The sequence below is a fragment of the Allobosea sp. Root483D1 genome (assembly GCF_001429505.1).
GTDB lineage: Bacteria > Pseudomonadota > Alphaproteobacteria > Rhizobiales > Beijerinckiaceae > Allobosea.
Genome location: NZ_LMJW01000022.1, coordinates 1,093,132 through 1,115,871 on the forward strand (window position 1 = coordinate 1,093,132; position 22,740 = coordinate 1,115,871).

The 22,740-nt window shown below is 66.0% G+C and carries 21 protein-coding genes; 20 read left to right on the forward strand and 1 reads right to left on the reverse strand.

What is annotated here, in order from left to right; all coding sequences use genetic code 11:
• The first annotated feature begins 34 nt into the window (after nucleotides 1-34).
• The 13 genes from ASE66_RS27835 to ASE66_RS27895 all read left to right on the forward strand — a co-directional run bounded on the left by ASE66_RS27835 (nucleotide 35) and on the right by ASE66_RS27895 (nucleotide 14,040).
• Nucleotides 35-910, forward strand: a complete 876-nt coding sequence (locus ASE66_RS27835; RefSeq protein WP_057192934.1) for a carbohydrate ABC transporter permease — start codon at nucleotides 35-37, stop codon at nucleotides 908-910.
• Nucleotides 900-1,733: a carbohydrate ABC transporter permease gene (locus tag ASE66_RS27840; RefSeq protein ID WP_057192935.1), complete on the forward strand. Its 834-nt coding sequence runs from the start codon at nucleotides 900-902 to the stop codon at nucleotides 1,731-1,733. The genes ASE66_RS27835 and ASE66_RS27840 overlap by 11 nt, the downstream gene beginning before the upstream one ends.
• Before the next feature lie 24 nt (nucleotides 1,734-1,757).
• Nucleotides 1,758-3,053: an ABC transporter substrate-binding protein gene (locus tag ASE66_RS27845; protein WP_057192936.1), complete on the forward strand. Its 1,296-nt coding sequence runs from the start codon at nucleotides 1,758-1,760 to the stop codon at nucleotides 3,051-3,053.
• Nucleotides 3,054-3,127: 74 nt separating this feature from the next.
• Nucleotides 3,128-4,567: an FAD-dependent oxidoreductase gene (locus ASE66_RS27850; protein WP_057192937.1), complete on the forward strand. Its 1,440-nt coding sequence runs from the start codon at nucleotides 3,128-3,130 to the stop codon at nucleotides 4,565-4,567.
• Between the two features lies 1 nt (nucleotide 4,568).
• A complete protein-coding gene (locus ASE66_RS27855; protein WP_057192938.1) occupies nucleotides 4,569-6,224 on the forward strand; it encodes an FGGY-family carbohydrate kinase in 1,656 nt (551 codons plus the stop codon).
• Complete coding sequence (locus tag ASE66_RS27860; protein WP_057192939.1) at nucleotides 6,221-6,949, forward strand: SDR family oxidoreductase; 729 nt, start codon at nucleotides 6,221-6,223, stop codon at nucleotides 6,947-6,949. Before ASE66_RS27855 ends, ASE66_RS27860 begins: the two co-directional genes overlap by 4 nt.
• 156 nt (nucleotides 6,950-7,105) lie before the next feature.
• A complete protein-coding gene (locus ASE66_RS27865) occupies nucleotides 7,106-7,927 on the forward strand; it encodes a metallophosphoesterase family protein (protein ID WP_057192940.1) in 822 nt (273 codons plus the stop codon).
• A gap of 83 nt (nucleotides 7,928-8,010) precedes the next feature.
• Nucleotides 8,011-9,198, forward strand: a complete 1,188-nt coding sequence (locus ASE66_RS27870) for an ABC transporter ATP-binding protein (RefSeq protein WP_057192941.1) — start codon at nucleotides 8,011-8,013, stop codon at nucleotides 9,196-9,198.
• 2 nt (nucleotides 9,199-9,200) lie between these two features.
• Nucleotides 9,201-10,124, forward strand: coding sequence for a carbohydrate ABC transporter permease (locus ASE66_RS27875; RefSeq protein WP_057192942.1), 924 nt, complete (start codon nucleotides 9,201-9,203; stop codon nucleotides 10,122-10,124).
• Between the two features lie 110 nt (nucleotides 10,125-10,234).
• A complete protein-coding gene (locus ASE66_RS27880) occupies nucleotides 10,235-10,999 on the forward strand; it encodes a carbohydrate ABC transporter permease (RefSeq protein ID WP_413814299.1) in 765 nt (254 codons plus the stop codon).
• Nucleotides 11,000-11,058: 59 nt separating this feature from the next.
• Complete coding sequence (locus ASE66_RS27885) at nucleotides 11,059-12,330, forward strand: ABC transporter substrate-binding protein (RefSeq protein ID WP_057192944.1); 1,272 nt, start codon at nucleotides 11,059-11,061, stop codon at nucleotides 12,328-12,330.
• 86 nt (nucleotides 12,331-12,416) lie between these two features.
• Nucleotides 12,417-13,256, forward strand: a complete 840-nt coding sequence (locus ASE66_RS27890; RefSeq protein WP_057192945.1) for a phosphodiesterase — start codon at nucleotides 12,417-12,419, stop codon at nucleotides 13,254-13,256.
• Nucleotides 13,249-14,040, forward strand: a complete 792-nt coding sequence (locus ASE66_RS27895) for an inositol monophosphatase family protein (RefSeq protein ID WP_057192946.1) — start codon at nucleotides 13,249-13,251, stop codon at nucleotides 14,038-14,040. The genes ASE66_RS27890 and ASE66_RS27895 overlap by 8 nt, the downstream gene beginning before the upstream one ends.
• Before the next feature lie 6 nt (nucleotides 14,041-14,046).
• Here the strand turns inward: ASE66_RS27895 and ASE66_RS27900 are convergent, their stop codons facing one another.
• Entirely contained in the window at nucleotides 14,047-14,988 is a 942-nt protein-coding gene (locus tag ASE66_RS27900; protein ID WP_057192947.1) for a sugar-binding transcriptional regulator, read from the reverse strand.
• Nucleotides 14,989-15,143: 155 nt separating this feature from the next.
• Here ASE66_RS27900 and ASE66_RS27905 point away from each other — a divergent pair, with 155 nt between their 5' ends.
• The 7 genes from ASE66_RS27905 (at nucleotide 15,144) to ASE66_RS27935 (ending at nucleotide 22,726) form a co-directional block, all read left to right on the forward strand.
• Complete coding sequence (locus ASE66_RS27905) at nucleotides 15,144-16,184, forward strand: zinc-dependent alcohol dehydrogenase (RefSeq protein ID WP_057192948.1); 1,041 nt, start codon at nucleotides 15,144-15,146, stop codon at nucleotides 16,182-16,184.
• Nucleotides 16,185-16,212: 28 nt separating this feature from the next.
• Nucleotides 16,213-17,673 (forward strand): xylulokinase, encoded by a 1,461-nt coding sequence (gene xylB / locus ASE66_RS27910; protein ID WP_057192949.1) that lies wholly within the window; start codon nucleotides 16,213-16,215, stop codon nucleotides 17,671-17,673.
• A 73-nt stretch (nucleotides 17,674-17,746) separates the two neighbouring features.
• Nucleotides 17,747-18,421 carry an HAD family hydrolase gene (locus ASE66_RS27915; protein WP_057192950.1) on the forward strand — a complete coding sequence of 225 codons (675 nt, stop codon included), beginning with the start codon at nucleotides 17,747-17,749 and terminating at the stop codon, nucleotides 18,419-18,421.
• Nucleotides 18,422-18,425: 4 nt separating this feature from the next.
• Nucleotides 18,426-19,373 carry a sugar-binding transcriptional regulator gene (locus ASE66_RS27920; protein WP_057192951.1) on the forward strand — a complete coding sequence of 316 codons (948 nt, stop codon included), beginning with the start codon at nucleotides 18,426-18,428 and terminating at the stop codon, nucleotides 19,371-19,373.
• Nucleotides 19,374-19,528: 155 nt separating this feature from the next.
• Nucleotides 19,529-20,842, forward strand: a complete 1,314-nt coding sequence (locus tag ASE66_RS27925; protein WP_057192952.1) for an extracellular solute-binding protein — start codon at nucleotides 19,529-19,531, stop codon at nucleotides 20,840-20,842.
• The gene (locus ASE66_RS27930; protein WP_082613777.1) at nucleotides 20,826-21,827 is read left to right on the forward strand and encodes an ABC transporter permease subunit; all 1,002 of its coding nucleotides are present in this window, start codon (nucleotides 20,826-20,828) and stop codon (nucleotides 21,825-21,827) included. Before ASE66_RS27925 ends, ASE66_RS27930 begins: the two co-directional genes overlap by 17 nt.
• 8 nt (nucleotides 21,828-21,835) lie before the next feature.
• Entirely contained in the window at nucleotides 21,836-22,726 is an 891-nt protein-coding gene (locus ASE66_RS27935) for an ABC transporter permease subunit (RefSeq protein WP_057192953.1), read from the forward strand.
• Nucleotides 22,727-22,740: the final 14 nt, after the last annotated feature.

The window sequence follows — 22,740 nt, forward strand, 5'->3', positions numbered from 1 at the left end:
AGAGCCCGGAGCGAAAGAAGATCTGGAGGAAAGCGTGCAGCTTCAAAGAACGGCACGGATACTGCCGCTGCTAGCGCCGGTGCATCTGCTCATCCTGAGCGTGATCGTGCTGCCGTCGCTCTATGTCGTCTGGCTGAGCCTGAACACGTCGAGCTTCGGCCAGGCGCCGAGCTTCGTCGGCCTGCAGAATTACTGGCGCGTCCTCACCGACCCGGCCTTCCACAGCGCATTGTGGAACACGGTCGTTCTCGTGGTCGTCGCCGTGCATCTGGAGCTGGCTGTCGGCCTCGGCATGGCCCTGCTCTTCGCCAGCGGCCTGCCGTTCCGGCGCTTCCTGCTGGTCGCGGTGCTCGCGCCCTATGCCGTCAGCGAAGTCACCGCCGTGGTGATGTGGCGTTTCCTGTTCGATCCCGACGCCGGCCCGATCACCCTTGCGCTGCGGGCGTTCGGCCTGCCGACGCTCGACTGGTCGTTCGAGCCATCGCATGCGATGGGCCTGATAGGCCTTCTGACGATCTGGCTGCACCTGCCCTTCACCTTCGTCATCGTCTATGCGGCGCGCCTCGCCATCCCGGGCGAGCTCTATGAAGCCGCGCGGATCGACGGGGCGACGCGCTGGCAGGCGTTCCGGCGCGTGACGCTGCCGCTTCTCGGCCCGGCGATGCTGATCGCGTTGCTCTTCCGCTACATCTTCGCCTTCCGCCTGTTCTCGGAGGCCTGGCTACTGACCAAGGGCGGACCGGCCCGCTCGACCGAGGTGGTGGCGATCTACCTCTATCAGGAAGCCTTCAGCTTCAACGCCTTCGGCCCGGCCGCCGCGACCGCCTGGATCATGGTGCTGGCGTCGCTCCTGCTCGCCGGCGCCTATGTCCTCCTGCTCAGGCGCGGAGGGGTGGCCCATGCGCACTGAGCGCCTTCTCATCGGGGCCGGCAAGGCGCTCGCCGTCATCGCGATCCTGTTCTGGTCGCTGTTACCGATCCTGTTCATCGCGATGTCGTCGCTGAAGCCCGGGCAGGACATCTTCGCCGTGCCGCCGAAATGGCTGTTCGCGCCGACATTCAAGCACTACGCCGAGCTCTGGCGCTCCTGGGGCGTCTTCTTCGACGGGCTGCTGAACAGCTTCGTGATCACGCTCGGCGCCACGCTGCTCGCCATCGTCGTCAGCGCCTGCGCCGGCTATGTCTATTCGCGCAATTCCGGGCGCTGGCTCGGGGCGAGCCTGCTCGGGCTCATCATTGTCCGCCTGATCCCGCCGATCGTGGTGACGCTGCCGCTGTTTCCGATCGTCAACGCGCTCGGCCTCAGCGACACGCATCTCGTGCTGATCCTGCTCTACGCGACCTTCTTCGTCTCGCTCGGCACGGTACTGATGCGCACCTTCATGGACCAGATCCCGCGCGAGCTCGACGAAGCCGCCTCGATCGACGGGGCGAGCCGGATCACCATCCTGCGCAAGGTCATCATGCCGCTGGCGATGCCCGGCGTCCTCGCCGTCGCGGTCTTCGTCATCGTCTTCTCCTGGAACGAGTTCCTCTTCGCCTTCATCTTCACGGCGACCAAGGCCAAGACCGCCCCGCTCGTGATCTCCGAGATGATCGGCTCCATCGACGGGGTCGACTGGGGAATCCTGTTCGCCGCCGCGACGGTGCAGCTCGTGCCCGTCCTCGTCTTCGTCGTCTTCATGAACCGCTACCTCGTGGCCGGCCTCACCGCCGGTTCGACGAAGGGGTAGCCAACCAGAAAGAGGGAGGAAGCCATGTCGAAAAAACCCGCCACCGAACTGACGCGCCGCGGTTTCATCGTCGGGGCAGCCGGGACCGCAGCCCTGCTGACCGCAGGTCCCGGCCTTGCCGCCGGCAAGACGCTGAACGTCCTCAGTCACAAGGTCCATCAGACCGTGCTCGGCAGCGGCGACGGCGACCTGCTCAAGGATTGGCGCAAGGCCAACGATGCCGAGATCGCCTTCACGACCTTCGACTCGAACCCGCTGCAGGACCGGCTCTTCCGCGAGGCCAGCCTGATGGAGACCGAGTACGGCGTCGGCTACCTGATCGACAATCGGCCGACATCGCAGATCGCCGCCCTGTTCGAGCCACTCGACGCCTATCAGAGCAAGGACGCGATCGAGGATTTCGGCGATATCGCGGCCGGCCTCGTGCAAGGCATGACGGTCGACGGCAAGCTGATCGGCATCCCGGTCCGCCATGCGACGCAGGGGCTGTTCTACAACGAGGCCCTTCTGGAGGAAGCCGGCATCTCCGCCCCGCCGACGACGCTGGAAGAACTGATCGAGCAGGCGAAGAAGGCGACCTTCACCTCGAAGGCTGGCACGCCCGTCACCGGCATGGTGCTGGCCAGCGACCTCGCCGTCTTCCCCGTGATGTTTGCCCGTGCCTATGGCGGTGACTTCGTCAGCCCCGACCTCAAGCTGGTGCCGAACCGCGAGGCGCTGGAAAGCGGGCTTGCCGCACTGCGCAGCATGTTCGAGACCGGCAGCCTGCCTCGCAGTTACGCAACCACGAAGAACGACGACCAGGTCACCTGGCTGCAGCAGGGCCGCGCCGCCTTCACCGTGCTGCCCTTCGCCCGCGGCGCGCAGCTGAACAATGCCGAGCAGAGCAAATTCCCCGGCAAGATCAAGGCGGTCGAGTTCCCCGGCTCCGCTGCGATCAAGGGCAAGGTGCCGATGGCCTCCGTCGTCGAGGCCTGGGCGATGTCGATCCCGAAGAACGCCAAGGACAAGGCGCTCGCCTGGAGCTTCATCAGGGAGGTGTCGAGCAAGCGCGTGACGCTCGGCATGGCGATCAACGGCAACGGCCCGGTTCGTGTCTCGAGCTATGGCGATGCCGGGTTGAAGGCGAAGAACCCGCTCGCCGAGGTCGAGGCCAAGGTGCTGGCGACGGCGCGCGGCGCCTTTCCGCCGTTCCCGGAAGCCGCCCGCGCCCAGGCGACCTTCCTCGAGGAAGTCCAGCTCGCCGTGCTCGGCCGCAAGCCCGTCAAGGATGCCGTCTCCGCCATCATCGAGCGCGTCAAGCCGATGATGCCGGCCTGATTGCGGACCCTGGCTGCGGGACGCACTACCCCGCAGCCGTCACCGAATTCATCGTACTCTGAAGGACCTTCGTCATGTCGACCGCAGCGACCCGTTTCATCGAGGAGCCGGCGCGCTCCATCCCAGTATCCGCCGAGTATGATGTGCTCGTCGTCGGTGGCGGCCCCTCAGGCCTGACAGCGGCGCTGGCCGCGGCCGAGGACGGTCTGCGCGTCGGGCTGATCGAGAGCCGCAGCTTCGTCGGCGGCAACATGACGATCGGCCTGCCGGTGCTCGGCTTCCTCGGCCAGAAGGGCAACCAGATCATCGACGGTCTGCCGCAGAAATTCATCGAGCGGCTGCGCCGGGAGCGCCAGGGAGCGAGCGAACACAGGCCCTGCCCGCTGCACATGGGCATCACCTTGGTCGAGCCGGAGGCGGTGAAGACGGTGGCGCTCGAAATGCTGACGGAAGCCGGCGTCGATGTGCTGTTCTACACCTTCTTCGCCGGCGCGCTGGTCGAGAACGACACGATCCGCGGTGTCATCACCGAGAGCAAGAGCGGCCGCACCGCGACCCTCGCCAAGATCGTGATCGACTGCAGCGGCGATGCCGATGTCGCCTATAGCGCCGGCGTGCCGACCGAGAAGGGCAATGCCGATGGCGGCATGCAGCCGCCGACACTGATGTTCTGCCTCGCCGGCGTCGACACCGATGCGCTGCGCCTGAGCATCGCCAATGCGCCGCCAGAGGCGCGGACTTATCTCACCGACTTCATCCCGGCCGAGTATTTCGGCCAGAACCACCAGTTCATCGTCGTCGGCATGCGCGAGCTGATGGCCAAGGCCAAGGCCGAGCGCGGGCTGAAGATCGCCAACGAGCGCACCATCATCATCACCGGCCTGAAGAAGGGCGAGGTCTGGATCAACATGACCCGGGTCAAGGGCACTGATGGCACCGATGCCCGCAGCTTGACTAAGGGCGAGATCGAAGGCCGCGCCCAGATCGACGACATCGTTGCCTATCTCGTCGGCTATGTGCCCGGCTTCGAGAACGCCTATTTCACCAAGACCGCGCCCTTCCTCGGCATCCGCGAGACACGGCGTATCATCGGCCAATACGTGATGACGCAGGAGGACGTGCTCGCCTGCACGCATTTCGACGATTCAATCGCGGTTGCGAGCTATCCGATCGACATCCACCGGCCCGCGGACGATGGCTGCACCCTGATCTGGTGCGGCGACTGCTACGACATTCCCTACCGCTCGCTCGTTCCGCAGAAGATCGGCAATCTGCTGGTCGCGGGCCGCAGCATCTCGGCAACGCATGAGGCGATGGGCGCGATCCGCGTGATGGCGACCTGCATGGCGATGGGCGAGGCGGCAGGCCGTGCGGCCAAGATATCGGTGCGCGGCAATCGCCCGCCCGCCGAGATCGACATCGATGAGCTGCGCCGCCAGCAGCTCGATCACGGGGTCTATCTGCGCAATCCCGACGGCACCCGTGCCGGATCGCCGAAGCGCGCTGCGGCCTGACATGGCCGGGCATTTCATCGGTATCGATGTCGGCACTGGCAGCGCCCGGGCCGGCATCTTCGATCCGAGCGGACGCATGGTCGCGACGGCCAGGCGCGACATCGCGCTCTACCGGGACGGGCCGGACATCGCGGAGCAGTCGAGCGAGGATATCTGGCAGGCCGTCTGCGCCAGCGTGCGCGAGGCGATGGCAAACGCCGGGCTTTCACCGGACGCTATCGCCGGCATCGGCTTCGACGCGACCTGTTCGCTGGTCGTGCTGGGGCCGGGCGGAATGCCCTTGCCCGTCGGTTCCCATGGCGAAGCCAGCCGCGACATCATCGTCTGGATGGATCACCGCGCCATCGAGCAGGCCGCGCGCATCAACGCGACCCGCCATCCGGTCCTCGCCTATGTCGGTGGCACGATCTCGCCCGAGATGGAAACGCCGAAGCTGCTCTGGCTCAGGGAAAACCTGCCCTCCACCTATGGCGCAGCCTGGCAGTTCTTCGACCTGCCCGATTTCCTGACCTGGCGTGCGAGCGGCTCGCTGGCGCGCTCGACCTGCACCGTGACCTGCAAATGGACCTATCTCGCGCATGAAGGGCGCTGGGATACCGGCTATTTCCATGAGGTCGGGCTCGGCGATCTGGCTGATGACGGTTTCGCCCGGATCGGGACGGAGATCGTTCCGGGCGGCACTGCGCTCGGCAACGGGTTGACCGAACGGGCCGCGGCCGAGCTCGGTTTGAAGCCCGGCACCATCGTGGCTGCGGGGCTTATCGACGCTCATGCAGGCGGCCTCGGCTCGATCGGCGTGCGCTCGCCGCACGGCAGCGCCCTCACCCGCATGGCCTATGTCTTCGGCACCTCTGCCTGCTCCATGGCGAGCAGTCGCGAACCGATCTTCATCCCCGGAGTCTGGGGGCCGTATTTCGCTGGAATGGTCCCGGGCCTCTGGCTCAGCGAAGGCGGTCAGTCGGGGGCCGGCGCCGCCATAGAGCAATTGACCGCGTTTCATCCGGCCACGCCGGAGGCACGGCGCCGGGCCGAAGCGGAGGGGCTCTCGCTGCCCGATTGGCTCGCCGAGCAGGGCTTGCAGCATGTCGATCGACCATCGGAGGCGGCTCGTCTCGCCGGCGAGCTGATCGTGATACCGGACTTCCTCGGCAATCGCTCACCCCATGCCGATCCTCAGGCGCGGGCGGTCATCTCCGGGCTCGGCATGGAGCAGGATCTCGACAATCTCGTCGCGCTCTATGTCGCCGGCCTGACCGGCATCGGCTACGGCCTGCGCCAGATCATCGATGTGAGCCTGGCGAAGGGCGCCATCGTCGAGGCGATCGTGCTCAGCGGCGGCGCCGGGCGCCATCCACTCGTCCGGCAACTGCTGGCGGACTGCGTGGGTCTGCCGGTGCTGGTGCCGGACGATGTCGATCCCGTCCTGCTCGGCTCGGCCATGCTCGCCGCAACCGCGGCAAAAGCCTTCCTCGACCTCGGCGAGGCCATGGCCGTGATGGCTCCCGGCGCCACGGTCTTTACTCCGGCCGGCGGCGAGATCGCCCGATTGCACAGCCGGCGTCTGGCCGCCTTCGAAGCGATGCAGGTCGCCGCACGCCAGGCGCGAGAGCTTATGCGGCCAGCGCGAACCCAAGCCGGATCGGAGACCCCAACGTGAGCCAGGACCTGACCGGAAAAGTCGCTGCGATTACCGGCGCGGCCTCGGGGATCGGCCTTGCCTGCGCGAAACGGCTGATCGCCGCCGGCGTGCGCGTCGTCCTCGTCGACCGCGACGGGCAAGCCCTGGCGCAGGTCTGCAAGCCTCTCGGCACGGATGCCATCCCGCTCGTCGTCGATCTGACCGATCCCGCCTCCGTCGCCGGCATGCTGCCGCAAATCCTCGAAATGGCGGGCCCACTCGACATCTTCCACGCCAATGCTGGCGCCTATGTCGGCGGACCGGTCAGCGATGGCGATCCCGACGCCTGGGATCGCATGCTGAACCTCAACATCAATGCTGTTTTCCGCAGCATCCACGCCGTGCTGCCCCACATGATCGCACGCAAGACCGGCGACATCCTCGTCACCAGTTCGGTTGCCGGCGTCGTTCCGGTGGTCTGGGAGCCGGTCTACACCGCTTCGAAACATGCGGTGCAGGCCTTCGTCCACACGGTGCGCCGCCAGGTCATCCCGCATGGCCTGCGCGTCGGAGCGATCCTGCCCGGCCCGGTGGTGACCGCCTTGATCGCCGACTGGCCGGCGGAAAAGCTCGAGGCGGAACGCGCCCGCGGCGGCCTGATCGAAGCAGAAGAAGTGGCGGAGGCCGTGCACTTCATGCTGACCCGCCCGCGCAATGTCACGATCCGCGATCTGGTGATCCTGCCACAAAGCACGGATCTCTAGCCGACAGCTCCAAGCGCGATTTCGGAGAGGCATCGCGCTCGAAAATACATTTGTGTCACAAAACATTCATTTGTATGCTCCATGGCAAAACCGCTGCCCCGCATGGACGGAAGGCAGCCCGCATCCCGGCATCGGGGGCGTGTTCGGAGGGTGGTCATGCGTCGGATCGTGCAAATCTCGGACACTCATCTCAGTCCGGCCAAGCAGCATTTTGCCGGCAATTGGCAGCCGCTGACGGCCTGGCTGACGATGCAGAAGCCCGACCTCGTCATCCATACTGGCGACGTCACCGTCGATGGTGCCGATGTCGACGAAGACTTCCGCTATTGCAGCGGCCTCCTGACGGCTCTCGGCATGCCAGTGCTGAGCACCCCCGGCAACCATGACGTCGGCGAGGCCCATCATCCGCATCAGCCGGTCGGCGCACAGCGCCTGGCGCGCTGGCGCGAGCATCTCGGGGCGGATTTCTGGAGCCATGACGTCGAGGACTGGCGGCTGATCGGCCTCAACTCGATGCTGTTCGGCAGCGACGAGGCCGATGAGGCACGCCAGCTCGGCTGGCTCGAGCAGCAGATCGCTGAAGCCGATGGCCGCCGTCTCGGCTGGTTCCTGCACCGGCCGCTGTTCATCGAGGCGCCCGACGAGGGCGACAAAGGCTATTGGAGCGTGCCGCCGAAGCCGCGGGCGCAACTTCTCGATCTCGTCGGCAGGCATGAGGTCGCCTTCGTTGCCAGCGGCCATCTGCACCGCGCCCATGATTTTGCGGTCGATGGCACGCGCTACATCTGGGGTCCATCCTCCGGCTTTGTGGTCGGTCCCGAGCTGCAGCCAGGCATGGCCGGCACGACGACGCTCGGCGCCGTGACCTATGATTTCGACGGCAGGGATTACAGCGCCGCGATCCACGAGATCAGCACGCTCCAGACGTTCTGGATCGACGATGTGATCCACGAGGTCTACCCGCCGCGCGCCGCCTGAGACACCAGCTGGCCCGACGGGCCGCCTTCGACGACGTCAAACGCAATAAGCCCGCTCGGGCCCCGCACAGAAAGGCGAGCGACGTGGCAACGGTCACCCTGTCCTCCATCGCCAAGTCCTTCGGCGCGACCCGCGTGCTCGGCGGCGTCGATCTCGACATCGCCGATGGCGAATTCCTGACCCTGGTCGGCCCCTCCGGCTGCGGCAAGTCGACCCTGATCCGCATCATCGCCGGCCTGGAACACCAGGATGGTGGCGCGGTCGCGATCGGCGGCCAGCCGGTCGATCACCTGCGCCCGCATGAGCGGCGGGTGGCGATGGTGTTCCAGTCCTATGCACTCTACCCGCATATGAGCGTGCGCCAGAATATCGCGCTGCCGCTGACTATGTCGCGCTTGAAGCTCTGGCAGCGCCTGCCCCTATTGCGGGCGCTCTCGGGTCAGCGTCGCACGGTGATGCGCGGGATCGAGGCCGATGTCGCGGCCGCTGCGGCGCAGCTCCAGCTCGATCACCTGCTCGATCGCAAGCCAGCTCAACTATCGGGCGGCCAGCGCCAGCGTGTCGCGCTCGGGCGCGCCATGGTCCGCCATCCCGACGTCTTCCTGATGGACGAGCCGCTCTCCAATCTCGACGCCAAGCTGCGCGTCCATATGCGCACCGAACTCGCCGAGCTGCACAAGCGGCTGGGCGCCACCTTCATCTATGTCACGCACGACCAGGTCGAGGCGATGACGATGTCGGACCGCGTCGCAATGATGGATTCCGGCACGATCCTGCAGCTCGGTACGCCTTCGCAACTCTATGAGAGGCCGGCCTCGCTCAAGGTCGCGCAGTTCATCGGCAGTCCGGCGATCAACCTCCTGCCCGCAAGCGTCGGCGCGGGTGGCCGGCTCGAACTGTTCGGCCGTCCGATGTCGCTCGCTGTGCAACAGGCCCAGGGACAGGCAGTGTCTCTGGGTGTGCGCTCGGAAACGCTATCGCTCGTCCATGGCGAGCCCAGCGGGACGGGTCGTGCCTGGTTCTCGGCCCGTTTGCGGCGCAAGGAGAATCTCGGCTCCGAATACATCCTGCATTTCGATCTCGCCGGCCGCGATCTGCCGGGCGTGACGATGCGCACCAGTCCGGCCCAGGCTGCCGGTGTCAGCGAGGCCGCAGAGGTCACCCTCGGCTTCGACGAGGCCGCCTGCCATCTCTTCGCCGCCGATGGCGAGCGCATCGAGCCGCGCGGACTGGGCGTCGCAACGGCCTCCATCGTCCCGCTGAGGGCCTGAGCATGACGCTCGCGCTCGACATGCCCGTACAACTCGCGCCCAGCCGGCGCCGTCGGCTCTGGATCGAGCGCGCCACCGGCCTCGGCTTCGCCATGCCGGCGCTTGTCCTGCTGCTGCTGACTATCCTGGCGCCGCTGGCCGTGCTCGTCGTGCTCAGCCTGACCAATTACGAATTCGGCGGCGTCGACCTCGACTTTGTCGGCCTCGCCAATTTTCAGAAGGCGCTGGCCGACCCGATCATCCGCCGCTCGCTGCTCAACACGCTGATCTATGTCGCGATCATGGTGCCGGGCGGGGTCTTCGGCGCGCTGCTGATCGCAATATTGATCCATCGGCGGACACGCTCGCGCTCGCTCTACGAGGTCATCTACTTCCTGCCGGTGACCTCGACACTGATCGCGATGGCGACAGTCTGGCAGTTCCTGCTGCATCCCTCGCTCGGGCCAATCAACGGCCTGCTGAAATGGCTGGGTTTTAGTCCAGTCGCCTTCCTCAGCGAACCCTCGACCGCGCTGGCGACGCTTGCCGTGATCGGCATCTGGCAGATCCTCGGCTTCAACATGATCCTGTTCCTGGCCGGGCTGACCGCGATCCCGCGCGACCTCTACGAAGCCGCCGACATCGACGGCTGCTCAGGCGGTATCGACCGCTTCCTGACGATCACCTGGCCGCTGCTCGGCCCGACGACGATGTTCGTGGTGATTACGACGATGATCACCGCCTTCAAGATCTTCGACACGGTGGCGGTGATGACGCGCGGTGGCCCAGTCGGCTCGACCGAGGTGCTGCTCTACAACATCTATCTCGAAGGCTTTCAGTATTTCCACACCGGCTACGCCGCGGCGCTGACCTTCATCTTCCTCGCCTTCATCCTCGTCTTCTCGGCTGTGCAGACCTTCGCCCTCGACAAGAAGGTGCACTACTGATGTCGGCTCCAGTTCCCACCGTTGCGACTGTCTCGCCCGCGCATTCGGCGGCGCGCCGCTTCCTTTCGCTCGTGCTGATCCATGGCGTGCTGGTCGCCGGGGCACTGTTCATGCTGGCGCCCTTCATCTGGATGCTGGTCACCTCGATCAAGCCGCCGTCGGAGATCTTCAGCGCCGAGATCGCGCTCTGGCCGAAGCAGTTCTACGGCGTCGAGAACTATCGCTTCGCCATGGAGAAGGCGCCGCTGCTGCGCTTCGCGCTGAACGGCGTGATCATCTGCGCCGGCATCCTCGTGGTGCAGCTCCTGGTCGCGATACCCTGCGCCTATGCGCTGGCGAAGCTCGAATTTCCCGGGCGCAACCTGCTCTTCGTGCTGGTGCTGCTCGGCCTGTGCATCCCCGTGCAGGTGCCGGCGATGCCGCTCTATATCGGCCTCGCCCAGCTCGGCCTGCTCAACACCTATTTTGCGATGATGGTGCCGTTCTTCCTCTCGGTCTTCGCCATCTTCCTGTTCCGCCAGTTCTTCCGCAGCTTCCCCGACGACATCATCAACGCCGCCCGGCTCGATGGGATGAGCGAGTTCGAGATCGTCTGGCGCATCGTCACGCCCAGCGCTTGGCCGGCGATCGCCGCGTTCGCGGTGTTCTCAACCGTGGCGCACTGGAACGACCTGTACTGGCCGCTGATCGTCATCTCCGACGCCAAGCTCGCGCCGCCGCCGCTCGGGATGATGTTCTTCGCCGATGCCGAGACCGGCTCGAACTACGGCGCGCTGACCGCCGCGGCGACGATCCTGACCACCCCGCTCGTCCTCGCCTTCCTGATCGCCCGACGCAGATTCATCGACGGCATCACAATGACCGGCGTGAAATAAGCCGACCTCGCGAAGCGCCTAAGCCTGACAAAAACTCTATCCTCTCAAGGAGAACCCCGATGAAAGCTTTCGGCAGAACCCTGGCCGCCGCGGCGTTTGCGCTGGCCGCCTCGACGGCGGCGCGGGCCCAGGAGGTCACGCTCGACGTGCTCTACGCCTTCCCGGCCTTCGCCAAGTTCCACGAGCCCATCGCCGCAGAGTTCATGAAGAAGAACCCGGGCATCAAGATCAACTTCCGGGCCCCGGCGGCGAGCTATGACGAAGGGCATCAGGCGATGCTGCGCTCCTCCGTCACCAACCAGCTGCCGGACGTCTATTATTCCGGCTTCCACCTGCTGACCGAGCTGGTCGAGACGCTCGACAAGCGCAAGCAGGTCGTCGACCTCGGCGCGCTGCTCAAGGCCGAGCCGGAGGCCTGGCGCAAGGCCAATTATTCCGACGCGTTGCTCTCGCTCGGCCAGGCCAATGGCAAGCAGGCGGGCCTCGCCTTCAATGCTTCGACGCCGCTGATGTATTTCAATGCCGAGCTGGTGAAGAAGGCCGGTGGCGACCCGGAGAAGATGCCCGATAACTGGGCCGACACCATCGCGCTCGCCAAGAAGATCAAGACTGCCGATGTCGCCGGCCTCGCCTACAACATCCATGACTGGCCGGATGACTGGCTCTGGCGCGGCATCGTCCAGCAGGGCGGCCATACCCTGCTCGACGCGAGCGGCAAGAAGGTCGCCTTCGGCGGCGATGTCGGCCTGAAGGCGTTGGAGACGCTGCGCAGTCTCGTCACCGAAGACGGCATGCCGCTGATCGACTGGGACCAGTCGCGCCAGCAGTTCATCGCCGGCAAGATCGGCATCTTCTTCGACACGCCGGCCCGCCTGCGCCAGGTCACCGACCTCGTCGGCGAGCGCTTCACCCTGAAGACTGCCCTCTTCCCCATCGACCACAAGGCCAAGGGTACGCTGCCGACCGGCGGCAATGCGGCGATCATCACCGCCAAGGACCAGGCCAAGCAGAAGGCGGCCTGGGAGTTCGTGAAATTCGTCACTGGCCCGGAGGCGCAGAAGATCGTCGTCGAGACCTCGGGCTACATGCCGACCAATCTGCGTGCCGGCGAGGACGCCTTCCTCGGCCCGTTCTACAAGGACAACGCCAACTTCCGCACCATCAACGGCCAGGTGAACCGCGCCTCGCCCTGGCAGGGCTATCCGGGCGGCAACTCGGTCCGCATCTGGCGCCAGCAGCGCGAGGTCATCGCCGGCGTGATGCGCGGCGAGATTCAGCCCAAGGCCGGCCTCGAGCGCATGGTCGCCGAGACCGAAGCGCTGATGAAATGATCGCGTCGCCCTGACGCGCTCGTAATCTGCCGCCCGGCGTCCGCGCCGGGCGGCCTCGTCGTTTCTGCCCACTGGACCAAGACCCGATGATCATCGCCCAGCTCAGCGACTTTCACGCCAGGCCGCATGGCCGGCCGGCATATGGCATAGTCGACACCAATGCCGCGATCGAGCGCGCCGTCGACGCCGTTCTGGCGCTCGATCCGGCACCGGATTGCGTGCTGGTCACCGGCGATCTCGCCGACTGCGGCCTCGCCGAGGAATACGCGATCGTGCGCGCGGCGCTGTCGAGGCTGCCGATGCCGGTCCATGTCCTGCCAGGCAATCACGACCGGCGCGAAAGCTTCGTCGAGGCGTTTGGCGCCGACTACCGCTACCTGCCGCAAGCCGGCTTCCTGCATTACACGGTCGAGGATTTCCCGGTCCGGCTGATTGGGCTCGACACGGTGAGCGCCGGCGAGGATGGCGGTGAGATCTGCGCCGAGCGCGAGGTCTGGCTGGCGGAGCGCCTGGGCGAAGGGAAGGGTCGCCCGACACTGATCTTCATGCATCACCCGCCCTTCGCAGTCGGTGTCGACGGCATGGACGTGATCCCTTGCCGCGTCTCCGAGAGCTTTGCCGGGCTGATCGCCGCTCACCCCGAAATCGAGCGCGTGCTCTGCGGCCATTATCATCGGCCGATCCAGCGGCGTTTCGCCGGCACGATCGGCTATGTCGCGCCGGGGACGGCCCATCAGGTCGCGCTCGACCTGCGTCCCGGCACGGAGAACTGGTTCATCATGGAACCGCCAGCTTTCGCCGTGCATGCTTGGCGCCCCGAGACCGGCGTCGTCAGCCATCTCCAGCCGATCGGGAACTATGGCCCCCGTCGGCCCTTCGTGCTCGACCCCGCCTATCCCGGCAAGCCGCAGGTCGTCCATGCCTGAGCCCCGCCTCCTTTCACTGCTCGACCAGTCCGCCGCGATCGCACGGCAGGCGGCCGAGCTGCTGGTCCGCATGCAGGACGGCGACCTCGTCGTTGCCCGCAAGGACTTCCGCGACGTGGTAACGGCCGCCGATCTCGCCTCGGAGCAACTGGTCATCGACGGCTTGCGGCAACTGACGCCAGGGGCGGCGATCCTCTCGGAAGAGGCCGGCTTCTCCGGCTCGGAGGCAGCGCCGCGCTGGATCATCGATCCACTCGACGGCACGGTGAACTATGCCGGTGGCCTGCCCTGGTTTTCAGTGACTATGGCCTATCAGGAGGAGGGCCGCACGCTGCTCGGCCTGACCCATGCACCGCTCGCCGGGCTTATCGCGCATTATGTCGAAGGCGGCATCGCGACGGTCAACGACCGCCCGGCCGCCGTCTCGGCAACGACGAGCCTGGCCGATGCCGTGGTCTCGATCTGCCTGACCTCGCATTATGCGCCGGAGGATCTGGAGCGGACCAACGCCGTCATCCGCCGGCTGTCCGGCCTGTGCCGGGGCGTGCGTATCCTGGTCTCGGGAGGGCTGGAGATGTCGCTGGTCGCGGCCGGTCGGCTCGACGCCTTCATCGGGCTCAAGGCCGACATCGTCTCGCATGCGGCGGCGACGCCATTGGTGCGCGCGGCCGGCGGCAAAGTGACAACCGTCGCCAGCGTGGATTCGCGCGACGAAGATTTGGAGAAGGTCGTCAGCAACGGCCTGATCCATGACGAACTGCTTGACGCGATCCGCGCTGCCTGAAGCCCGTCAGCGCAAAGCGAGCACGGCGGTCGCGGCCTGCTCGTCGGTGATCAGCACCGAGGCGAGCCTGCCCTTCAGGGCGGCAGCGATGACCGCGGCCTTGTTGCTCCCCCCCGAAGCCAGAATCGCGGTCGGGATGCGCGTCAGCGCCTCCAGAGGCAGCGCGATGGCGCGGCGGTTGATCGGATGGTCGAGGGGCTTGCCATCCTTGTCGATGAACTGGCCGAGCAGGTCGCCGACCGCGCCCTGCGTCGTCAGTTCGGCGATATCGAGATCGCGCGGCAAGCCATAGCGCACCAGCAGCGAGCGCTCGCTCATATCGCCGGCGCTGAGGATCGAGACGTCGATGGCGCGGATGCGGGCGAAGGCCTCCTCGAACACGTCCTGCGCCAGGATGGTGTCGCGCGATTGCGGCGTGCCGGCATAGATCGGCGCGGCGAGGTAGTGACACTGCGCTTGCCAGAGCCGAGCGAACTGGCTGGCGATCTCGAAGGTGTTGAGCTCGATGCCATAAGTCAGCCCGCCCATCATCGAGGTGACGCCGAGCTCGCGGAACTGCCCCGGCCTGATATGCCGGATCGTCTCGCGCAGCGTACTGCCCCAGCCGACGCCGAAGACGCCGGAGGGGCGCTCCTCGATGATCCGCGAGACGAACTCGCCGGCGGCCCGGCCGATCTGGGCCGGCACCAGCGCCGGGTCACCGGGCGTCGGCACCACCACGGCGGCCTGCAGCCCGAAGGTCTCGACCAGCGCGCGCTCCAGCCGAACGCAGCTTTCGAGGCGCGAATTGATGGTGATGTTGACGAGGCCGCTGCCGCGCGCCTCGACCAGCAGCCGGTTGACCCGTAGCCGCGTCATCTTCAACCGGTCGGCGATTTCCGCCTGGGTCAGCCCCTCCATGTAGTACAGCCAGGCGGCTCTCACCTGGGTCTGGGCATCTTCCGGCATCGCAGGTCCTTGTGTTTGCCGAGGTTATATCGCGCTGGCCAGCCCCTACAACCGAGGGCTGTCGGCCTGCTGTTTTCGCCTTGACCGAAACCAATGTAAATAAGAGAATACATTTGTTAATCTGAGTGTCGATTGTACCGGAGTGCCGTCCCGAAATGTCCTATGCCGTGTTCCTGCATGCCGCCGGCGATGCGCGCGTCGCGACCTTCAATCTGCGCGAAGGCGCGCCGGGCGAAACGCTGATCGACGTGGCCGCCGTCGGACTCTGCGGCAGCGACCTGCATTATTACAAGGATGGCGGGATCGGCTCGGCGGTGATCGCAACGCCCTTCGTGCCAGGGCATGAGTTCAGCGGCTGGCTGACGGAGGATCTGCCCGAGCTCGGTCTGGCTCGCGGCACGCTCGTCGCAGTCGATCCAAATCAGGCCTGTGGCCATTGCGAGCACTGTCGTGCGGGACACCCCAATCTCTGTCCCGAGGTCGTCTTCATCGGCGCACCGCCCCATGATGGCGCGATGACCGAACGGATCTGGGTGCCGACGTCGCAGATCATCCCGGTGCCGCAGCATTTCACCCCGAGCGACGCGGTCATGCTGGAGCCGCTCGGCGTCGCTATCCATGCCGTCGATCTGGCGAAGCCGCGCCTGCTCGAGCGCGTCGCGCTGCTCGGCTGCGGGCCGATCGGCCTGCTGATCCTGCAGGTGCTGCGGGCGGTCGGTGTCGGCGAGGTCCTGGCCTGTGATCCTCAAGCGCATCGGCGCGCCCTGGCGCTGAAGCTGGGCGCCAGCAAGGCCGGTGAGAGTGTCGCCGACATCGCCAAATGGACCGACGGAGAAGGGCTGCCTCTGGTGATCGAGGCGACCAATGCGCCGGAGGGATTTCGCGACGCCGTGCGCGCCGCGCGGATCGGCGGGCGCGTCGTGCTGGTTGGGATCCCCGACGGCGACAGCTATGTCGTCCCGGCGGCGGAGACGCGCCGGCGCGGGCTGACGATCAAGTTCTCGCGCCGGATGGGCCATGTCTATCCGCGCGCGATTGAGCTGGTGGCGCTCGGCAAGGTTGATGTCGAGGCGGTTGTCAGCCACCGCTTCGCCCTGACAGACGGGCCGGAGGCCTTCCGTCGCCATGCCGCCAACGAAGCGGGTATGGTCAAGAGCCTGATCTATCCCGGCGGCTCCGTGGCGCTCCGGCGCTGACCGTCACCTTGCGCCAGCGGCAATCGCCATGAGCTATATAGGCATCGATCTCGGCACGTCCTCGGTCAAGGCCGTCCTGGTCGATGACCGACAGAGCGCGCTCGCCGGCGCCACGGCTGAACTTTCCGTGCAGCGGCCGCAGTCGCTTTGGTCGGAGCAGTATCCGGCAGACTGGATCAGCGCGACGCTGTCGGCCTTGCACCGGTTGCGGGATGCTGATCTCCCTGCATTTCGCGCCTGTCGCGGCATCGGCTTGTCCGGGCAGATGCATGGCGCCGTCCTTCTCGACGAGGTGGACCGGCCGCTGCGGCCCTGCATCCTTTGGAACGATGGCCGCTCGGCTGCCGAATGCGCCGAGCTGGAAGCGGCCGAGCCGGCTTCGCGCAAGATCACCGGCAACATCGCCATGCCGGGCTTCACCGCGCCGAAGCTCGCCTGGGTCCGCCGCCATGAGCCGGAGATCTTCCGAACGACGCGCAAGGTCCTGCTGCCGAAGGCCTATCTCAGGCTCGTCCTGACCGGCGAGACGATCGAGGAGATGTCGGATGCATCCGGCACGCTCTGGCTCGATGTCGGCGCCCGCGACTGGTCCGAGCGGATGCTGGCGGCGACGGGGCTCGATCGCAGCCAGATGCCGACCCTCGTCGAAGGCTCGCAGCCCGCCGGGCGGATGCGAGCCGAGCTCAGCCGCGAGCTCGGTTTCGACACGCCACCGCTTTTTGCCGCCGGGGCAGGCGACAACGCCGCCGGCGCCATCGGCCTGGGCGCGATCGAGCCGGGTGACTGTTTCCTCTCACTGGGGACTTCCGGCGTGCTCTGGCGCACGACAGAAGCGTTCGAACCACGGGCCGAGAGTGCCGTGCATGCCTTCTGCCATGCAGTGCCGGATCGCTGGCACCAGATGTCGGTGCATCTCTCGGCGGCAGCGAGCCTACGCTGGTGGGCGGCAATCGTCGGCTGCAACGAGGCGGCGTTGCTGGCGCCGCTCGGAAGTCGCGCCAGTCGGCCGTCCTCGACGCTGTTCACACCCTATCTCTCTGGCGAGCGCACCCCTCACAACGACCCGCAGATGCTGGGCAGCTTCACTCGCCTGGCGCACGAGACCGATCGGGACGCGATGACCCAGGCCGTGCTGGAGGGCGTCGCCTTCGCCTTCCGCGACGGCAAGCTCGCGCTCGAAGGCGCGAACGCTGTGATCGATCGGGCGCTGGTCATCGGCGGCGGCTCGCGGTCCGATCTGTGGCTGTCGATCCTCGCCAATGTGCTCGGCATTCCGCTTGAGCGCTACGCCGACGGCGACCATGGCGCGGCCTTCGGTGCAGCGCGGCTGGCGCGGCTCTCCTGCACGGGCGAACCTATTCGTGACATCTGTCGGAAGCCGACAGGCGAGGCGGTGCGCTTCGATCCCGACCCCGATCTCGTTTCCACCTATGACCGGCATTACGTGGTTTGGCGGCAGGCCGCTTGCGACAGCCAGGGACTGCGCTAATCGGTCGAGGAGTTTGACAGAAATTCGAGCAGATGTTCTTGATAAGAGCATCTGATCGATTTTTGTTGACTCCATGCCCCACCGACCACGTCAATTCGACCTCGTTATCCTCGATTGCGACGGCGTGCTCGTCGACAGCGAGACCATCAGCTGCCGGATATTGGCCGAGCTTCTCTCGCCGCTCGATCCCGATTACGATCTGCCCCATGTGATGCGGCGCTATCTCGGGCGGCCGGCCAGCGCTGTGATCGGGGACTATGAGCGAATGACGGGCCTTCCCGCCCCCGACGGCTTCACGCGAGATTGGCGCGCCCGGCTGTTTTCGGCCTTCAGGGCGGATTTGCAGGCGATCGCCGGCGTGCGCGCCGCGGTCGAAGCCTTCGACGCCGATTATTGCGTCGCGTCCTCCAGCGACGAAGAGCGTATCGAGCTCTGCCTGTGCCAGGTCGGCCTCTGGGACCTGTTCGAGGGGCGGATCTTCAGCACTACGCGCGTGAAGCGGGGCAAGCCCGCCCCCGATCTCTTCCTGCTGGCGGCGTCCGAGCGCGGCGCCGCGCCGGAGCGGTGCCTCGTCATCGAGGACAGCGTCAGCGGCGTGAAGGCAGCCAAGGCTGCGGGCATGACCGCTTTCGGGCTCGCTGCGGGCAGCCATTTCGCAGTGCTCGACCAGCGCAGCGCCCTGATGGAGGCTGGGGCAGACCGATTGCTCGGATCCTGGCGCGAACTGGCAATGCAGGATGCGGATTGACGGCATGGCCGACGCAGACAACGCGCGCCTGGACGACGCAGCCCGCGCCGGCTGGCTGTACTATATTGCCGGCCGGACGCAGGAGGACATCGCTCAGATCCTGAACATCTCGCGGCCGGCGGCGCAGCGCCTCGTCTCGCTCTGCCGAAGCGAGGGGCTGATCAGCTTCAGGATGAACCACCCGATCGCCGACTGCATGGACCTTGCGACACGCCTGCGCGATCGCTTCGAATTGCAGCACTGCGATATAGCGCCAGCTGACGGCTCGGCCGAGACGGCAGCCTCCGGCGTCGCCTCCCTCGGCGGCCTGTTGATCGAGCGCTGGCTGCGCTCGCGCAAATCGCTGGTGATGGCGTTGGGCACCGGTCGCTCGATGCGCGCCAGCATCGAGCGTGTCTCGCCGATGTCCTGCCCGCTGCATCGGCTGGTCTCGCTCGTCGGCACCATCTCGCCGGACGGCTCGGCGAGCCGGTTCGACACGCTGGTCAAGCTGGCCGAGATCACCAAGGCCCAGCATTTCCCGATGCCGCTGCCGCTCTATGTCTCCAGCGCGGAAGAGCGGGCGCAATTGATCGAGATCGAGTCGGTCCGGCGGATTCGCGCCATCGCCAGCGAGGCCGATCTCTGGCTGATGGGAATCAGCCAGATCGGCGACGACGCGGTGCTCTATCGCGACGGCTTCATGACCCGCAGCGAATTGCTCGAGCTGGTTCGCGCCGGGGCCGTCGGCGAAGTGACCGGCTGGGCGTTCGATGCCGAGGGCAGAATCCTCGACCAGGGCCTGAACCAGCGCGTCACCAGCGTGCCGCCGGAGCCGAGCAGCGACCGCTTGCGCATCTGCATTGCTCACGGCGCCGCGAAGGTGGCGCCACTGCGAGCCGCCCTCGCCGGCCGCATCGTCAACGGCCTGATCACAGACGAGGACACCGCGCGCGCCCTCCTGGCCGATTGAGCGCCGCAACACCTTCCATCCCGATCGACCTGGTGACGGCAAGCCTGCTCGCGCTGTCATCGCCCTGTCATGGCCGGTTGACATAGGAAGGCGATGTGCGAGCATATGCTTCAACAAAGAGCATATGCTCACATAATGTTACGAGGGAGGCTTTCATGCGACCTATCCATGCGGTACTGGCGGGTGCGGGTGCCCTGCTGCTGGCTGGCCTGTCGACGGCCCGGGCCGCGACCGAGATCGAATTCTGGCACGCGATGAGCGGCACGCTCGGCGAGCGTGTCGACGAGCTGGTCAAGAAGTTCAACGATTCCCAGAAGGACTACATCGTCAAGGCGATCGCCAAGGGCAATTACGACGAGGTGCTGAACGGCACGATCGCGGCGTACCGCGCCAAGCGCCAGCCCGAGATCGTGCAGTCGAACGAGCGTTCCTTCCTCACCATGGTCAATTCCGGCGCCATCGTCTCGACGACTGAGCTGATGGCGCAGCAGGGCCGCCCGGTCGACGTCTCGAAATTCATCGCACCGGTGGTCAGCTACTATGCGATCGACGGCAAGCTCCAGGCGATGCCGTTCAATTCCTCGACGCCGATCCTGTTCTACAACCGCGACCACTTCAAAGCCGCCGGTTTCGACAAGCCCGGCGCGACCTGGCAGGAGCTCGAGCCGCAGCTCGACGCGATCAAGGCCAAAGGCGTGTCGAAATGCGCGATGGTGCTGCCCGGCGACTATGAGTGGAGCTTCCTCGAGAACTACAGCGCGGTGAACGACATCCCGTATGCGACGAAGCGCAACGGCATGGACGGCCTCGACACCAGCTTCGTCTTCAACAAGGGCAAGCTCGTCGGCCAGGTCGAGCGCATGAAGCGACTGGTCAGCTCCGGTGTGATGCAGCTCGCCGGCCAGGGCATCATCCCGATCCAGCTCTTCACCTCGGGCGAGTGCTCGACGATCATCGCCTCGACCGCATCGCATGCCGCGGTCGTCGCCGCCGCGAAGTTCGACTGGAGCGCGGCCGAGCTTCCCTACGAGCAGGGCGTGACCCCGAAGAACAGCGTCATCGGCGGCGCCGCGCTCTGGACCCTGAAGGGGCATACGCCGGAGAAGTACAAGGCGATCGCCGCCTTCTACGACTTCCTCGCGAAGACCGACACGCAGGTCTGGTGGCATCAGGCGACGGGCTATGTCCCGGTCACGACCGCCGCCTACGACGCCGCCAAGGCGGAGGGCTACTATCAGAAGAACCCGACGCGCGAGATCGCCGTGGTGCAGCTGATGCGCGGCACGCCCAGCGACAACTCGCTCGGCTTCCGGATCGGCAACAGCAATCAGATCAACGTCGCGATCATGGAGGAGGTTTCGGCCGCCTTCCTCGGCAAGAAGCCGGTGCAGCAGGCGCTGGACGACGCAGTGGGCCGCGGCAACGAGGTGCTGCGCCGCTACGAGCAACTCAATGCCGGCAAGAAATAGTACGGCGGCTCTTCCCGCGGCGGCTGGCGGTGGCGCTTTGCGCCTCCGCTGGCCGTTCCGGCGCCTGCTCCTCAAGGGCGACGGTCAGGCCGAAAGCGGGCTGAAGCGCGCGCATTTCCGGGACTGGCGCCTGCCGTTCTGGCTGCTCGCGCCGCAGCTCTTCATCCTGTTGCTGTTCTTCTTCATCCCCTCCATCAGGGCGCTGATCCAGGCCTTCCAGCTGACCGACCCGTTCGGCGCCACCACACAATGGGTCGGCTTCCAGAATTTCGAGCGGCTGTTCCGCAGCAGCGTATACTGGTCATCGGCGCAGGTGACGCTGATCTTCACCATCGCGCAGAACGTGCTGACGCTCTCGGTCGCGCTTCTGCTCGCCTTCGCCTCGAACCATATCCTGCGCGGACGCGGCGTCTACCGGACCGTGCTGCTGCTGCCCTACGCCATCGCCCCGGCGATCGCCGGCATCATGCTCGCTTTCCTATTCAACCCCCGGGTCGGCCCCGTCGCGCACATGCTGCAGGGGCTGGGATTCGACTGGGATCCGAACCGCAACTCCTGGCATGCGCTCAGTCTGATCGTCATGGCCGCCTCGTGGAAGCACATCTGCTACAACTACATCTTCCTCGTCGCAGCGCTGCTCTCGGTACCTCAGTCGATCCTCGAATCCGCCTATCTCGATGGGGCAGGACCGATCCAGCGCTTTCTGCGCATCTCGCTGCCGATGATCACGCCGACGCTGTTCTTCCTGATCGTGATCAACTTCGTCTATGGGCTGTTCGAGACATTTGCCATCGTCGACGCCACGACCCTTGGCGGCCCGGCCGGTGCGACCTCCATCCTCGTCTACAAGGTCTATCAGGACGGTTTCGTCACGCTCGACCTCGGTTCCTCCGCTGCGCAATCAGTCGTGCTGATGGCGCTCGCCCTGTTCCTGACCTTCGCGCAGTTCCGCTTCGTCGAGCGCCGCGTGAACTACAGCGTCTAGGAGCGGCGATGAACGAACGCACGCCGATCATCGACGCCGCCTGCCATCTCATCCTGCTGGTGGGCGCCGCGCTCGTCTGCCTGCCGATCTACTTCGTCCTCGTCACCGGCTCACTCTCGCAGCAGGAGATCATGCGGGTGCCGATGTCCTGGCTGCCGGGCACCGAGTTCTTCGCGAACATGCAGACCGTCCTGAGCACCGCGAATTTCGGCCGGCTGCTGCTCAACTCCTTCATCATCGCCGTCGGCATCACCATCGGGAAGCTGTCGATCTCGGTGATTGCAGCCTTCGCCGTCACCTATTTCCGCTTTCCCTTCCGGATGACGGCCTTCTGGCTGATCTTCATGTCGCTGATGCTGCCGATCGAGGTGCGCATCGTGCCGACCTACGAGTCGGCGGCGAATGTCGCGCTGCCCCTCAACATCCTGGGCTCATGGCTCGGCGTCCAGGCGCTGGTCGATCTCGACTGGAATCTGGTCAACACCTATTCGGGCCTGATCCTGCCGCTGATCGCCTCCGCTACGGCGACCTTCCTCTTCCGCCAGTTCTTCCTCACGGTCCCCGATGAGCTTTGCGAGGCGGCGCGCATCGATGGCGCCAGCCCGTGGCAGTTCTTCCGGCTGATCCTGCTGCCGCTGTCGCGCTCGAACATCGTGGCCTTGGCGATCATCCTCTTCCTGATGGGCTGGAACCAGTATCTCTGGCCGTTGCTGCTCACAACCGACCCGGCAATGGCCAATGCGGTGATCGGCCTGAAGAAGCTGATGCCGCGGGGCGACTCGTTGCCGACCTGGCACCTGCTGATGAATGCGGCCTTCCTGACGATGCTGCCGCCGACCCTCGTCATCCTCATCCTCCAGCGATGGTTCGTGAAGGGGCTGGTGGACAGCGGCAAATAGCAGTCAACCCGGAC